Annotated in this window: 11 protein-coding genes; 7 read left to right on the top strand and 4 right to left on the bottom strand. The window is 70.4% G+C overall.

Annotated elements, in window-relative coordinates; genetic code table 11:
- Window positions 1–210 precede the first annotated feature (210 nt).
- The gene (locus tag ACWD4O_RS46970) at window positions 211–888 is read left to right on the top strand and encodes a response regulator transcription factor (protein WP_451289246.1); all 678 of its coding nucleotides are present in this window, start codon (window positions 211–213) and stop codon (window positions 886–888) included.
- Window positions 889–919: 31 nt separating this feature from the next.
- Here the strand turns inward: ACWD4O_RS46970 and ACWD4O_RS46965 are convergent, their stop codons facing one another.
- The gene (locus ACWD4O_RS46965) at window positions 920–1,558 is read right to left on the bottom strand and encodes a TetR/AcrR family transcriptional regulator (protein WP_451289245.1); all 639 of its coding nucleotides are present in this window, start codon (window positions 1,556–1,558) and stop codon (window positions 920–922) included.
- Window positions 1,559–1,746: 188 nt separating this feature from the next.
- Here ACWD4O_RS46965 and ACWD4O_RS46960 point away from each other — a divergent pair, with 188 nt between their 5' ends.
- From ACWD4O_RS46960 to ACWD4O_RS46950, 3 genes are all read left to right on the top strand, one after another.
- The gene (locus ACWD4O_RS46960; RefSeq protein WP_451289244.1) at window positions 1,747–2,589 is read left to right on the top strand and encodes an alpha/beta fold hydrolase; all 843 of its coding nucleotides are present in this window, start codon (window positions 1,747–1,749) and stop codon (window positions 2,587–2,589) included.
- Between the two features lie 126 nt (window positions 2,590–2,715).
- On the top strand, window positions 2,716–3,618 hold the full coding sequence (locus tag ACWD4O_RS46955) for an MBL fold metallo-hydrolase (protein ID WP_451289243.1): 903 nt from the start codon (window positions 2,716–2,718) through the stop codon (window positions 3,616–3,618).
- Between the two features lie 189 nt (window positions 3,619–3,807).
- Window positions 3,808–4,074: a hypothetical protein gene (locus ACWD4O_RS46950; protein ID WP_451289242.1), complete on the top strand. Its 267-nt coding sequence runs from the start codon at window positions 3,808–3,810 to the stop codon at window positions 4,072–4,074.
- 65 nt (window positions 4,075–4,139) lie between these two features.
- On the opposite strand, the gene ACWD4O_RS46945 is transcribed toward ACWD4O_RS46950, so the two are convergent.
- Entirely contained in the window at window positions 4,140–5,354 is a 1,215-nt protein-coding gene (locus tag ACWD4O_RS46945) for a sensor histidine kinase (protein WP_451289241.1), read from the bottom strand.
- A 593-nt stretch (window positions 5,355–5,947) separates the two neighbouring features.
- Window positions 5,948–6,652, bottom strand: a complete 705-nt coding sequence (locus tag ACWD4O_RS46940) for an IclR family transcriptional regulator (RefSeq protein ID WP_451289240.1) — start codon at window positions 6,650–6,652, stop codon at window positions 5,948–5,950.
- Between the two features lie 74 nt (window positions 6,653–6,726).
- Here ACWD4O_RS46940 and ACWD4O_RS46935 point away from each other — a divergent pair, with 74 nt between their 5' ends.
- Window positions 6,727–7,371 (top strand): nitroreductase family protein, encoded by a 645-nt coding sequence (locus tag ACWD4O_RS46935; protein WP_451289239.1) that lies wholly within the window; start codon window positions 6,727–6,729, stop codon window positions 7,369–7,371.
- A 110-nt stretch (window positions 7,372–7,481) separates the two neighbouring features.
- On the opposite strand, the gene ACWD4O_RS46930 is transcribed toward ACWD4O_RS46935, so the two are convergent.
- Window positions 7,482–7,709: a hypothetical protein gene (locus ACWD4O_RS46930; protein ID WP_451289238.1), complete on the bottom strand. Its 228-nt coding sequence runs from the start codon at window positions 7,707–7,709 to the stop codon at window positions 7,482–7,484.
- 371 nt (window positions 7,710–8,080) lie between these two features.
- Here ACWD4O_RS46930 and ACWD4O_RS46925 point away from each other — a divergent pair, with 371 nt between their 5' ends.
- Together ACWD4O_RS46925 and ACWD4O_RS46920 are read left to right on the top strand one after the other, a co-directional pair.
- A complete protein-coding gene (locus ACWD4O_RS46925) occupies window positions 8,081–14,179 on the top strand; it encodes a DNRLRE domain-containing protein (protein WP_451289257.1) in 6,099 nt (2,032 codons plus the stop codon).
- 24 nt (window positions 14,180–14,203) lie between these two features.
- Entirely contained in the window at window positions 14,204–14,392 is a 189-nt protein-coding gene (locus tag ACWD4O_RS46920; protein ID WP_451289237.1) for a hypothetical protein, read from the top strand.
- Window positions 14,393–14,530 lie beyond the last annotated feature (138 nt).

The following is a 14,530-nucleotide window of genomic DNA, read 5'->3' as shown; positions in this document are numbered from 1 at the left end:
ACGACGGAGGCGAGGACGTAGAACGCGACCCGCGGCGGTATGCGCCGACTCGACGCCATGCTGCGCTCGTGCTGTTCGGGAATGTTCATCGGGGACCCTTCGCGGGGACGGCAATGAAGCTCATCGGTGAGGGGGAGGGGGCCGCACCGGCAAATTGAGCTGAAGATCCTCTTCAGCTCCCGGCGCGGCCGGTGAGGCAGAGTGGGTGGCATGCGTGTGCTGGTGATGGACGACGACGTCCGGCTCGTGGAACTGCTCCGACAGGGTCTTCGCGCAGAGGGCTTCGCGGTCGACGCGGTGAGTGACGGCCTCGACGGTGTGGCCAGGGCACTGGCCGACGACTATGACGTGATCATCGTCGACGTCATGATGCCCGGCCTCAACGGCTACAAGGTCTGCGCCCATCTGCGCTCGGTCGGAGACAACACCCCGATCCTGATGCTGACGGCGAAAGACGGTGAGTACGACGAAGCGGAAGGACTGGAAACCGGGGCGGACGACTACCTGACGAAACCCTTCTCGTTCGTCGTCCTCAACGCCCGGCTGCGCGCTCTGATCCGCCGGTCGCGCCCAGAACGCCAGATCGTCCAGCACTTCGGCGACCTCGAGATAGACACGGGCGCCCGTCGCTGCCGCCGCGCGGGCCAGGACATCGCCCTCACCCCCCGCGAGTTCGACATCCTCGCACTGCTCGCGGCGACCCCGGACAGCGCCGTCAGCAAGGCCGCCGTCCTCGAGGAGGTCTGGGACAGCGCGTACGCGGGCGGTCCGAACATCGTGGAGGTCCACGTCAGCGCCCTTCGCCGGAAAATCGACAGGCCCTTCGGCCGGGTCACCATCGAAACCGTGCCCGGCGGGGCCTACCGACTCCGCTCCGACGGCGCCTGACAGCGGCGATGGTCTGCCGGTGCTGGCAGGTCTACCCTTCCGGTCGGGTACCGGGCGCGGCCCTCAAGGATGCGTCCAGTAGCGTCTCGGCGGCTCGTCGGGCGTCGGTGAAGGCCTCCGCGTCGTTGCTGGAGGCCGCGAGCGCGTTGGCGCCCTCGAAGAGCACGGCCAGTTGTCGGCCGAGGGCCTGCGGGTCCGCTGCTCCGGCCTCGGCGGCGGTGGTCACGAGGCGGTCGCGGAAGGCCTGCTTGTGCTGCTGTGCGAGGTGGGCGATCTCGGGCAGTTCCCCGGCGCCCTCGACGACGGCATTGTGGAAGGGGCAGCCGCGGATGACCGGGGCCGGGCCCCCGTCGATCGGGGCGAAGATCGCCAGCAGCCGCTCGGCCGGCGTCAGATCGTCGCGCTCCAGCTCGGTCTCGGCGAGGAGCGGCGTCTCCGTCTCGAACCGGCGAAGGTACTCCTCCACCAGCGCGTTCTTCGTCGGGAAGTGCACGTAGAAGGTCCGCGGCGACACGTGCGCGGCTTCGATGAGCGCTGCCACTCCGGTGGCGTGGATACCGCGTGCGTAGAACAACTCGCCCGCCGCCTGCAGGATGCGCTCGCGTGCGCCGCGTCCGCCGCCGCGTCCGCCGCCGCGGGCGGCCCCGGTGGTCGTTGTCTCTGACTCCATGCCCGGAAGTATAGCGATCGCTTTACATTCGTCGAGGAGAAGGGGTAGCGTCAGCCTCGTCGAAGTAAAGCGATCGCTATACATCGATCGCCGGCCATCGCTGACGCTCAGGGGCCGATCAGTGGTTTCTGCGCGCCGGAGTATCCATCCCGGCCCCTGCGGGGGCCGGCCCAGAAAGGGAGAGTCCGATGACTCAGCTCTACGCTCAGGCACCGGTCAAGACGGTGTCCGCCGGCAACGGCATCGAGTACGCCTACCGTGAGGTCGGCGCGGGCGGGGTGCCGCTGGTGCTGCTCATGCACTTCCGGGGCAACCTCGACTACTGGGATCCGGCGCTGGTCGACGCCCTGGCCCAGGACCGGCGCGTCATCGCCTTCGACAACACCGGCGTAGGCGGATCCGGCGGCGCCACGCCCGGCACGGTCGCGCAGATGGCCCTGGACGCCGTCGCCTTCCTCGACGCCCTGGACCTGACGCGGGCCGACATCCTCGGCTTCTCCCTGGGCTCCTTCGTGGCCCAGGAGATCGCGCTGATCCGGCCTGCGCTGGTCCGCCGTCTCGTGCTCGCCTCGGCCGCGCCCCAGGGCGCGCCCGGGATGCACGGGTGGGCGAAGTGGGTCATCGACTCCGTCGGCGAGCCGGAAGTCGTTCCCGCCAAGGTGCTCGACGTCTTCTACACCCGCTCACCCGAGAGCCGCTCCGCCGGTGAGAAGGCCTTCGGGCGGATGTTCTCCCGGGCCGAGTTCGACGCACCCACCACCTGGCAGACCCGCCAGGCGCAGTACGACGCGGTCACCGCCTGGGGCATCCCCAACATCGCCCTCCTGGAGCGGGTGACCGCGATCCAGGCACCGGTGTTCGTCGCGAACGGCGACAGCGACCCGATGATCCTCCCCCGCTACACCCACCTGCTCGCCGGGCTCATCCCCGACGCGGAGATCAAGATCTACCCGGACGCGGCACACGGCTTCCTCTTCCAGCACCACGAGGAGTTCGCCGCCGACGTCAAGGACTTCCTCGACCGCCCATGAACAACCCGACAACACCAACCACTGCACCGACCACTGCACCAACCACCCCACCGTCTACCGCACCGACCACCGCACGGTCCACCCCACCGACCACCGCTCCGCACGCACTGATCAACAGGAGACGCCATGTCCACCAGCACCCCCTCCGGCCTCGGTTACGACCTGTTCGTCGCGGACCCGCTGCCCATGGCCGGTCCAGGACCGCTCCCCAACGGAGAGCCCCGCACCTTCCAGCCCATCGCGGTCACCCTGATCCACGGCCGGCAGGACGCCGTGCTCGTCGACCCGCCGCTCACCCTCGACCAGGCACAAGCGGTCGGTGACTGGGTCGAGGCGAGCGGGAAGCGGCTGACGCACATCGTCGTCACCCACGGCCACGGAGACCACTGGTTCACCGCCGGCGTGCTCGCCGACCGCTTCGGCGCCCAGGTGATCACCTCCGAGGCCACCATCGCGCAGATGCACAACAACGTGTACGCCCGGGAGGTTCTTTGGGACGTCCTGTGGCCGGGCCAGATCCCCGCCTCCCCGGTCACGGCCGTCGCGGCGCCCGGCAACCGCCTCGACCTCGAAGGCCACGACGTCCACCTCGTTCCGTTGGGGCACGCCGACAGCGACGACAGCGCGGTCGTGCACGTGCCCGACCTCGACCTCGTGGTCGCCGGCGACGCCCTCTACAACGGCGTCCACGTCTACCTGGCCGAGTCCGCCGACGGTGACTTCGGCCCCTGGCGCAAGGCCATCGACACCGTCGCCGCGCTGGCCCCGCGCCACATCGTGGCCAGCCATCAGAACAACAGCCTCGACGACGACGCGGCCCGCCTGCTCGCCGAGACCCGCCGCTACCTCGACGACGCCGAGGCCGCTCTGACCGGGCACGACACCCCGGAGGCGTTCTTCCAGGCCATGCTCGACCGCTACCCGGACCACATCGGCCCGACCGTTCTGTGGGTCAGCGCCCGCGCCCTCTACCTCGCACGCGAAGGCGGCGACCCGGTGCAGAACCTCGTCGCGGCCTGGCGCCAGTAGCCGAGGGCCCGGCGGCCTCCGTTCGGCGGCCGTAGCCGGGTCGGCGGCCGCTGAAGAGGGTCTTCAGGATGTTCAGCGGTCCTTCAGCGGCCGGGGGCCAGAGTTGCCGTTGTAGTCGATCCCGGGGGAGCGGGGCCGGTTCGAGGCCGGTACTCCCGCTTCCCTTCCTCTCTTGAAGGAGCTGGTCGAATGAAGACGCAGTGGCGCGGCATCTCACGCCGTCGAAGCCTGGTCGTGGCCGGAGCGGTGACCGCGCTCCTCGTCTCCGGAGGGGCCGCCGTGGCGGTGGCCGCCTCGGGCGACGACGGAACGAGCACGGACACCGGCATCACCCTCACCGAGGTGCCCGGCACCCCGGATCTGGACGACGTCACAATGGTCGACCCCGGCGAGGCCGTTCCGCTCTCCGATGTCCCCGTCGTGGTCGGCGAGGAGGGGCAGACGACCTCGCGGTAGCAGGTGGGTTGTCCGCCAGGGTGCTCGGCCGGAACTCCGGCCGAGCACCCTGGCGTGAGCGGTGCCTAAGTCACCGGCGTGGGCGAGCCGATCGGCAGGGTGAGCACCATCCGGGCTCCGTGGTCGTCGGCGTGGGGGGCTTGAGCGGTGAGTGTCCCGCTGTGGGCGGTCGCGATGTCGCGGGCGATGGCGAGGCCGAGGCCGGTGCCTCCCGTGTCGCGGGTACGGGCGTTGTCGAGCCGGGTGAAGCGGTCGAAGACCCGTTCCCGGTCGGGCGCGGGAATGCCCGGTCCGTCGTCCCTGACCTCGACGGTCAACTCCCGCTCGGTGCGGCTCACCTGGACGGTCACGGTGCTGTGGGCGTGGCGCAGCGCGTTGTCCAGGAGATTCGTGAGGAGGCGGGTGAGAGCCGTGCGGCTGCCCATGACCGTCTCGTCGTCGGTGTCGGGGGACGTGACGAGGACGACGGACTGTCGCGGACGGCACTCGGCGACGGTGCGCCGCAGGAGGTCGTTCACACAGAGGGGTTGGAGCTTCAGGGGCCGGCGCGCGTCCAGGCGGGCGAGGAGCAGCAGATCGGCGACGACCTCTTCGAGACGGGTGGTGTCCTCCAGGGCCTCGCCGCCGACGGTGATCCATTCGGCCTGGTCGGGACGGGCCAGGGCCAGCTCCAGTCGGGCTCTCAAGGTGGTGAGGGGGCCGCGCAGTTCATGCGAGGCGTCCGAGGTGAAGGTCCGCAGGCGGCCGACAGCGCGCTGGAGCTGGTCGAGAGTGCTGTTCATGGTCTCCGCCAGCAGTGCGACCTCGTCGCCGGAGTCGGGCACGGGGACACGTTGCTGGAGGCTGTGGGCGGTGAGGTCCGCGAACTCGGCGCGGATGGCTTCGACCGGTCGAAGCGCCCGGCCCATGGCGAACCAGGTCAGCCAGGAGACCAGCAGGACCAGCAGGGCGGTGCAGGGGATCAGGGCCCAGGTCAGGGTGACGACGGCCGTGTGCGCCGGGGTGAGGTTGGGGTAGGCCTGCACCAGGTACATCCCAGCAGATGTCCCGACTTCGGCGCTGGCGCCGCCCTGGTCATCCGGAACTGTGGTCGGCTCTGAATCGGCGGGGGGTGATATCTCCAGGCCGACGTCCGGCAGGGCGGCTTCCACGTCGTCCGGCGATGTGCCGGACGCAAGTCGCTCGGCCGCCTCCTCGACATGGTCGCGAGCCGCGCTCTGGGCGGACGCGACCAGATTGGTGTGCACGGCGTAGAGCAGGACCACCGAGCATGCGGCCACGGCAAGACTGCCGACAAGTGCGACGGCGACGGTGGCACGGCCGCGCACCGTCCGTGGACGCAGACGGGAAGGGCGCAGAAGGGAAGGGCGCAGGCGGGATGGGCGTAGGAGGGAAGGGTAAAGGCGGGCAAGTCGGCCTCGTCCGGCGTCAGGCTCCGTAGGAGCGGAGCCGGTAGGACCCGCCGGGCGCGGTTTCGATGCCGGCTCGGTCAAAGGGGCTGTCGATTTTCCGACGGAGAACACTGCCAACGACCTCCACTGGGTTCGGGCCGCGGACGACGTCGTCCATGAGCAGCACACGCACGGCATCCACCCTGCCTCACCATGCGCGCCAAGCGCTGAAGAAGATCTTCAGGACGGCAGGACGTGCCCGGACCGCACCCCGGGTCGTCCTGGCCGGTGAGACGCTGAGGGTGCACGCGGCTCGCGAGGCCCGGGATCGCCGACACACCCGACCGGATCCTGCCGACCGCGCGGCCCACGGAGTGACGGACGGAACCGTCCTTGTCGTAAATCGGCCGCGGCGACGCCACCCCGCCCTGACACTGCCCAGCAATCAGAACAAGCATCGTCGCAGCACCAGCCCGGTGCGGTTATCGCGGTGGGTCGGCGAGTCCTCGGCCGATGGTGCGGGCCGCCTCGCGGAGGGCGTTGTCGACGCGGTCGTGCGGCGTGCTGGTGGGCAGGGTGACGAAGACCGCCGCCAGGGCCTGCTCGTTCCGCAACACCGGTGTGGCGAAGGAGAGTTCGCCCAGTACGTACTCCTCGTGGGCCGTCGCCAAGCCGGTCTCCCTGATGCGGATCAGCTGGGAGCCGAGGGCGCCCGGTGCGGTCACCGTGTGGCGGGTGTGGCGTCGTACCTCCGTCCGCCGGCCGTGGCCATGACCGTGGCCGTGGCCGTGGCCGTGTGCGAGCAGGATCTTGCCGGCCGCCGTGGCATGCAGGGGCAGGCGTTCGCCGCTGACCAGGCACAGGGCCGCGCCGTCGGAGGGGACGGCGATGTCCGCGTGGCCGCCGGTGCGGGATGTGAGCGTGCGGAGGGCGGGGAGCGAGAGGTCGAGCAGGCCGCGCGGGCAGGGGGCCGCAGCGCCCAGGGCGCGGATGCGGGTGCCCAGGCGGTAGGAGCCGTCGGCCGCCCGCTCCAACCCGCCCCATGCGACCAGCTCCCGCACCATCCGCAGCGCCGTCGGCACCGGCAGCCCGGTCCGGCGGGCGATCTCCGTCAGGCGCAGCGTGGCCGGCGCGCCCACGAACGCGTCCAGCACCGAGAAGACCCGCCCGGCAACGCTCTCGGCCATTTCGCACCCCGCGCTTTTCATCCAGTGAAAGTCCGGCGTTGTCGCCGCACTGCACGCTCCGCGAAGGTCAACGCATGACACTCGACCTCTCTTCCGACGAGCTCCTCTCCACCACCCGGGCGGTCCGTCACCGCCTCGACCTCACCCGGCCCGTACCTCGCCGACTGCTTGAGGAATGCGTGGACTTGGCGGTCCAGGCCCCGACCGGCCGCAACCGCCAGCGCTGGCACTTCGTCATCGTGACCGACCCCGAGCGGCGGGCAGCACTGGCCGAGGTGTGGCGCGACGGCATGCGCACGCCGGGTGTCTCCACCCCCGTCCCCGAACGGGACGTGCGCCGAGCCGACGTGGCGCACATGGAGCGGGTGTACTCCGGCGCCGCCCATCTCTACCGGCACATCCACGAGGTCCCGGCGATCGTCGTGCCGTGTGTGGAGGGCCGTACCGACGACGCGTCCGTCCTGAATCAGGCCGGTACCTGGGGCTCCGTCCTCCCCGCAGTCTGGAGCTTCATGCTCGCCGCCCGAGCCCGCGGCCTCGGCAGCTGCTGGACCACCGGCAACCTCGTCCACGAGAAGGAGTCGGCCCGCGTCCTCGGCATCCCCTACGACGACGTCATGCAGGCGGCGTTCATCCCGGTGGCGTTCACCCTCGGCACCGACTTCCGCCCGGCCCGCCGCATCCCGAGGGAGGAGGTGCTGCACTGGGACACCTGGTGAACAGGACAGGCACACACTTGTTCCACCGGTCCCCACGAGCACCTGCCGTCCCGGGCAAGGGGGTGTGGGCGATCGCCCCCATGGCTGGCAGTGCAGCGCTGCTGTTGTGGTCACTGCACGGGAGCGGTGATCACGTAGTCGCCGGCGGGCAGGGTCTCGGTGCCGTCTGTGGCCAGAGCCGTCACCCGGTAGAAGGCGGTGGTGCCGCGCCGTGCGCCCGCGTCGATGAACTCCGGTAGAAGCAGGGCGTGGAGCCGTTCGCCGAGGGTGGCAAGATCGCCTGGTTCGAGATCAGATGAACTTTGCGCCAACGGCTCTGGGTGGCCTGTGAGTCGCATGAGGAGACTTCAGGAGCACCCATGCCGGGTTCTTCCTCATGGATCCGCATCTTCCGTCAAGGTTTCAGAAAATCTCGAGCTCGGCGTGGAGGCGGGCAAGTTGCGCAAGGCGGACGTGACCCCGGTGGCCAGGACAGCGGCGCTTCTCCTTCTGTTCGGGTCCCGTTGGTGTCGGCGTAAGCATGCCCGGTCGTCGGTCGAAAGCGATGGGTGGGCTCCTGTGAAGATCGGCTGGTTTCTGTTGGCTCCGCATCGCGGAGTTTTCATGGGGGAGGAAGCTGATCGTGCGTCATGGACCGGTGTCTGATGGCAGACCGAGAAGCAGTGGGATTCGAACGCGCCGGCTGCGGCAGATCGCCGTCGGTGTGGCGATGCTGCTGGCGGCCGAGACCGCGCTGGTGTCGGAGGCGAGCGGGATGGCGTTCGCCAGTGGCTCCGCTGCCGCGGACGCCAAGCCCGCGGCGTCCGCACCAGCCAGGGCGTTGGGCCCTGCGCAGGCGCAGGACGAGGCGTCGGCAGTGCTGATGGCCCGTCTCCAGAAGCGGGAGATCGAGGTGTTGTCCGCGCGGGCCGCGGACTCGACAACGTATGCGCTGCCCAACGGGCAGTTGAAGACCGTGGCGTACGCCGGCCCGGTGCGGGTGAAGCACGGCACCCAGTGGAAGGACATTGACACGTCGCTGTCCGACACCGGTGCCGAACTGACACCTGCCGTGGCGGTTGCGGACGTCGCGGTGTCCGACGGCGGAGACACGCAGTTGGCGTCGGTGGCGAAGGGGACGGAGTCCTTCGGCCTGGGCTGGGAGGACAAGCTGCCCGTCCCGGAGGTGAAGGACAGCACCGCCTCCTACGACCTGGGCGCCGGGCAGACGCTGTCGGTGACGGCACTGGCGCAGGGCTTCTCGGAGAGCATCACGCTGACCCGGCGGCCCGAGGACGAATCGGCGTCCTACCGGATTCCGCTGAACCTGCACGGGTTGAAGCTGTCTCAGGCCGACTCCGGTCACCTGCTGCTGAAGAACACCGACGGTGGCCTGGTCGCCGAGGCGCCGGCGCCGATGATGTGGGACGCCTCCAAGGACCCCGCCTCCGGTGAGTCGGCGCACCAGGAGCGGGTCGCCACGAAGATCGAGACCGCCTCGGACGGCACCCAGACCCTCGTGCTCACTCCGGACAAGGACTTCCTGGCCACCGCGACCTACCCGGTGACGGTGGACCCGACCACCACCCTCGCAGTGACCACGGACACCTGGTTGCAGACCCCGGACTACCCGGACTCCCAGGTCTCCTCGCAGGAGCTGAAGTCGGGCACCTACGACTCCGGCAGCGACCTGGCCCGTTCGTACCTGAAGTTCGATGTGTCGAAGTTCGCGGGCAAGCACATCACCGACACCAACTTCGCCCTGTACAACTACTACGCTTCGACCTGCTCCACCTCAGGCTCCGGCACCACGGTCCGCCGTATCACCTCCTCCTGGGCGTCCACGTCGGTCACCTGGGCCACCCGGCCCTCGTCCACCGGAACCGGCGCGGTCGTCAACCTCGTGCCGCACGGCTACGATTCGTCCTGCCCTGCGGCTTGGTCCAACTGGGACATCGACGCCATCGTGCAGGCCTGGGCCGACGGCTCCCCCAACTACGGGGTCATGGTCTACGGCACCAGCGAGACCGACTCCACCACGTGGCGCCGCTTCCGATCGGCGAACTACACCACCGCCGGCTACGCGCCGAAACTGACGGTCACCTACAACTCCTATGCCACCACCGCCTCGGCGGCCGTCTCGCCCTCCGTGGTGAGCGCCTACTCGGGCACGCGTTACGTCTCCTCGCTGACCCCGACCCTCTCCGCGAAGGTCACGGACGCCGAAGGCGGCACCGTCGAGGCGCAGTTCGAGATCACGCCGGACCCCGCGTACGCGGACACCAGCTACTCGTACACGAAGACGCCGGCCTCGGTGGCCTCGGGCGGCACGGCGAAGCTGACCGTTCCGTCGGCGAACGCGCTGCCCAACGGCAAGCATCTGCGCTTCCGGGTGCGAGGCAACGACTTCACGGACTACGGCAGTTGGTCGGGCTACACGTACTTCGCCACGAACACGGGCCTGCCGAACACCCCGTCGATCTCGTGCCCGGACTACCCGCAGAACACCTGGTCGGCGAAGGCGTCCGGCTCCGTGACATGCACGCTGGACACCACGAGCACGGACGGCCGCGGCTACCTGTGGGGCCTGGACGACCCGTCCCTGCCCACCACGGTGAACGACACGACCAACGGGGACGGCGGTGACCCGCTCACCGTCACCATCGCGCCCGGGGACGGCTGGCACACGCTGTACGGCAAGGCCGTCGACGTGGCGGGCAACGTGTCCGGCACCGCCGCCGCGTACTCCTTCGGCATCGGCGCCGACGGGGCCGGGCTGCTGACCCCGGCCGACGGCGACACCACCGCCCGCCGGGTCAGCCTCACCGCGCTCGGCAGGACGTCCTACACGGGCGTCACCTACCAGTACCGGCGTGGTGAGACGGACTCCTGGCACAACGTGCCGGTCACGGACGTCACCAAGTCGTCGGACGGCTCGGCCGTGTCCGCCTGGCCGGTCGCCGTGACCAACGGCAGCCCGGCCGCGCTCACCTGGAACATCACCACGTCCCTCACCGAGAACGGCCCCATCGACCTGCGGGCCGCGTTCACCGACGGCACCACCACCGGCTACTCCCAGGCCAACACCGTCACCGTGGACCGCGACGCCGGTACCGCCCCGTCCGAGGACGTGGGGCCGGGCGAGGTGAACACGCTCACCGGCGACTTCACGCTGTCCGCCACCGATGCCTCCGGGTTCGGCCTGTCCGTCTCCCGCACCGCCTCGTCCCGCCGGCCCGCCGCGGGCACGGACGCGGAGGGCCAGGCGGCGATCTTCGGACCGCAGTGGACCTCGGGCGTCGTCGCCGAACTGACCGACTCCAGCTGGGTCTACGTCCGCATGACCTCGACCACGTCCGTCGCCGTCGTGGACGGCGACGGCAACGAGACCGGGTTCACGGCGACCGGTTCGGGCGGCTGGAAGCCGCAGCCCGGTGCCGAGAACCTGAAACTGACCGGCTCCCTGACGGGCTCGTTCACGCTGACCGAGGCCACCGACGGGACGACGACCACCTTCGCCAAGGCCGACGCGGCCGCCACGACCTGGCAGCTGTCCTCCACCTACCTGCCGACCGACACGACCACCACCAAGATCGTGTCGGAGCCGGTGACCTCGGGCGGCGCCACGCTGGCCCGCCCGAAGTACCTCATCGCCCCGACCTCCGCGGTCCCGGCCGCGACCTGCGAGACCACGCCGACCACCGCCGGCTGCCGCGTACTGGAGTTCGTCTACGCGACCGCCACCACCGCGACCGCCACGGACCTTGGGGACTACACCGGTCGCCTGAAGCAGATCAAGCAGTGGGCCACCGACCCGGGTGCCTCCGCCGCGACCGCGACGATCGTGGCGGGCTACGCCTACGACGCAGCGGGCCGCCTGCGCGAGGCGTGGGACCCGCGGATCAGCCCGGCGCTGAAGACGGCGTACACCTATGACAGCGCCGGTCGCGTCGCCACCCTCACCTCGCCCGGCGAGGTGCCGTGGACGTTCACCTACGGCAAGGCGGGGGCCGCCTCGACCGCCGGTGAGGGCATGCTCCTCAAGGCGTCCCGGCCGAACCTGACCGCGGGCAGCCAGAACCAGACCGACGGCACGACGGCCACCACCAGCGTGGCCTACGACGTCCCGCTCAGCGGCACCAAGGCGCCGTACTCCATGGCCGCCTCGAACGTGGCGACCTGGGGACAGTCCGACGTGCCCGCGGACGCCACCGCGGTGTTCCCGGCCGACTCCGTGCCGCTGTCGAACACCGGCAGCGACCTGGCCGCGACCGACTACACCCGGGCGACGATCACCTACACCGACGCCTCCGGCCGGGGCGTCAACACGGCCACGCCCGGCGGGCACATCACCACCACCGACTACGACCGGTTCGGCAACACCGTCCGTGAACTGACCGCCGTCAACCGGGAACTGGCCCTCGCCACCAGCGGGGAGCAGCTCACCGAACTCGCCCTGCTCGGCATCGACGGCATGACCACGGCCGACCGCGCCGACCAGCTGTCCACCCGCTCGGACTACTCCTCCGACGGACTGCGGGAGACCGACGAGTACGGCCCGCTGCACCGGGTCACCCTGGCCTTGGCGCTCCAGGCGGGCACCGGCGGCACCGACCTGCCCGCCGGAGCCGTCGTACCGGCCCGCAAGCACACCGCGCACACCTACGACGAGGGCCGCCCGACCGACGGCACGGCGGCCATCGCCAACCAGGTGACCACCACCGAGGTGGGCGCGTACGTGGGCGGCTACCCGTCGGACGCGGACGTGCGCACCACGGCCACGCAGTACGACTGGGCCAAGGGCGCGTCCGTCGCCACGGTCGCCGACCCGGGCGGGCTGGCGCTGAAGACCTCGCTCACGTACGACTCCCAGGGCCGCGTCAGCAAGAGCAGCCTGCCGAAGGCGGCCGGGTCGGACGCGGGCACCATGGTCGCCACGTACTACGCGGCGACCGGCACGGGCACCTGCAACGGCCGTCCGGAGTGGGCCGACCTGCTGTGCTCCACGGCACCGGCCGGGGCGATCAGCGGCGGCGGCTCCAACCCGAGCCAACTGCCCACCAAGACGCTCGAGTACGACCGCTGGGGCAACGTCGCCAAGACCATCGAGACGGCCAACGGGACGACCCGGACCACCGTCACGACGTACGACGGCGCCGGGCGCCCGAAGACGAAGACGGTCACCGGCGGCACCGGCACCGCGGTCCCGGACACCGCCACCACCTACGACACCGCGACCGGTCGGGTCGCCACAGTGTCCTCCGGCGGCCGGACCGTCACCCACACCTACGACACGCGCGGACGGGAGATCTCCTACAACGACGGCGCGGGGAACACCACCACCACGGCGTACGACGCGCTCGACCGCCCGGTGAAGACCACCGACTCCGCCCCGTCCACGACCACCTACACCTACGACACCTCCAAGAACCCGCGTGGTGTGGAGACCTCCCGCAGCGACTCCGCAGCGGGCACCCTCACCTCCGCGTACGACGCCGACGGCCGCCTGACCGGACAGACCCTGCCCGGCGGCTACACCGCCACCTTCAGCCAGGACGAGACCGGGGCGGAGACCTCACGCGTCTACACCCGCGACAGCGACGGCACCGTCGTCGCCGCCGACGCCACGGACCACACGGTGCACGGCCAGACCGTCACCGAGACCGGCAGCAACGGCCAGACCCGTACGCGGAGTTACACCTACGATGCGGCGGGCCGGCTGACACGGGCCGACGACACCGCGCCGGACGGCTCCTGCACCCGCAGGGACTACACCTTCGACAGCAACACCAACCGCACCGCCCTGGCGACCGCCACGAGCGACGTCGGCGCGGACTGCACCAGCACCGGGGCGACCACCACGACGTACACCTACGACACCGCCGACCGCCTGGTCTCCGGCGGCACGGTCTACGACGCCTTCAACCGCACCACGACACAGGCCGACGGCGACACCGTCGCCTACTACGCCAACGACCTCGTCCGGCAGCTGACCTCCGGTGCAAGCCGGCAGACCTGGACCCTGGACGCGGCCGGCCGCCTCGGCTCCTGGACCACCGAGACCCAGGGCACGGACGGCACGTGGAGCCAGACCAGCGCCGAGACCAGCCACTACGGACGCGACGGCGACCTCCCGGCCTGGACGGCCGACGGCACGACGGTCACCCGCAACGTCCAGGACGCGGGCAGCCGGCTCGCGGCCACGACCAGCGCCACCGGCGACACCGTCCTCCAACTCACCGACCTCCACGGGGACACCGTCGTCCAGCTCCCGCTGGACACCACCAAGTCACCCGTCGCGTCGGCCTTCGACGAGTACGGCAACCCGGAGTCCGACACCGGCGCGGCCCGCTACGGCTGGCTCGGCGGCAGGCAGCGGGCCACCACCGACGTCAGCAGCGCGGTCCTGATGGGCGTACGGCTGTACGATCCGTCGACAGGTCGGTTCCTCCAGACCGACCCGATCTACGGCGGCGGCGCCAGCGCGTACGACTACTGCGGCGCCGACCCGGTCAACTGCACAGACCTGGCGGGCAAGGCCTGGTGGAGCAGCTGGTGGTTCAAGGCGATGGTCGCGATGACCATCCGGGCCGTGGTCGAAGCGTTCGTCAGTGTGTACGCCCCGTGGGCGCGCCCCTGGGCGGACGAGATCGGCCAGTGCGTAGCCGGCGCCTGCGTCGGCTTGATCTGGACGAAGGGCAGCTGGAAGAGAAAGGCGAAGTACGCGGTGGCGTACTGCCTCGTCGGCGCCGGGCTGGGAAGAACTACCCGGAACTGGCTCAAGAACAAGGTCATCAAGCTGTTGGGCAAGTTCCGCAAGCAGCGGTGAGCGAGCAGAGATGAGCAGGCACACATGAGCAAACGGAAGATCCTGCTGCGGTCCCTGCCTCTGGGCGTGGGCGTGTTGGTCGCCGGTTACGGTTCCGAGGCTCTCACGGAGCCAGGCACGACGAGATGGGTGGTCATGCTGGTGCTGTTCGCCGTCACCAGCCTCGTCGTCGGCTTCGCCGTCGACGCGGTGGCAGGCGACCGGGACCACTGACGGCGGCAAAGAGCAGCAGAGAGCGGTAATGGGCTGGGTCTCGTCCCTAGTAGTGCCTGGTCAGGTTGATATGGGGTCTGGCGTGGTGCGGTGGCAGGTCGGGCAGGCGCCGGTCCAGACCGCGAGGAGTGTCTGCAG

This window comes from Streptomyces sp. NPDC002623 (assembly GCF_053592635.1).
Note: the sequence above shows the minus strand (reverse complement) of the source record. Positions and strands in the feature narration are given on the sequence as shown.

What these genes read in the sequence shown, in the direction of transcription:
- ACWD4O_RS46970 (WP_451289246.1), top strand. Translation starts at nt 211, where the DNA reads ATGCGTGTGCTGGTGATGGACGACGACGTCCGGCTCGTGGAACTGCTC.
- ACWD4O_RS46965 (WP_451289245.1), bottom strand. Translation starts at nt 1,558, where the DNA reads ATGGAGTCAGAGACAACGACCACCGGGGCCGCCCGCGGCGGCGGACGC.
- ACWD4O_RS46960 (WP_451289244.1), top strand. Translation starts at nt 1,747, where the DNA reads ATGACTCAGCTCTACGCTCAGGCACCGGTCAAGACGGTGTCCGCCGGC.
- ACWD4O_RS46955 (WP_451289243.1), top strand. Translation starts at nt 2,716, where the DNA reads ATGTCCACCAGCACCCCCTCCGGCCTCGGTTACGACCTGTTCGTCGCG.
- ACWD4O_RS46950 (WP_451289242.1), top strand. Translation starts at nt 3,808, where the DNA reads ATGAAGACGCAGTGGCGCGGCATCTCACGCCGTCGAAGCCTGGTCGTG.
- ACWD4O_RS46940 (WP_451289240.1), bottom strand. Translation starts at nt 6,652, where the DNA reads ATGGCCGAGAGCGTTGCCGGGCGGGTCTTCTCGGTGCTGGACGCGTTC.
- ACWD4O_RS46935 (WP_451289239.1), top strand. Translation starts at nt 6,727, where the DNA reads ATGACACTCGACCTCTCTTCCGACGAGCTCCTCTCCACCACCCGGGCG.
- ACWD4O_RS46930 (WP_451289238.1), bottom strand. Translation starts at nt 7,709, where the DNA reads ATGCGACTCACAGGCCACCCAGAGCCGTTGGCGCAAAGTTCATCTGAT.
- ACWD4O_RS46925 (WP_451289257.1), top strand. Translation starts at nt 8,081, where the DNA reads ATGCTGCTGGCGGCCGAGACCGCGCTGGTGTCGGAGGCGAGCGGGATG.
- ACWD4O_RS46920 (WP_451289237.1), top strand. Translation starts at nt 14,204, where the DNA reads ATGAGCAAACGGAAGATCCTGCTGCGGTCCCTGCCTCTGGGCGTGGGC.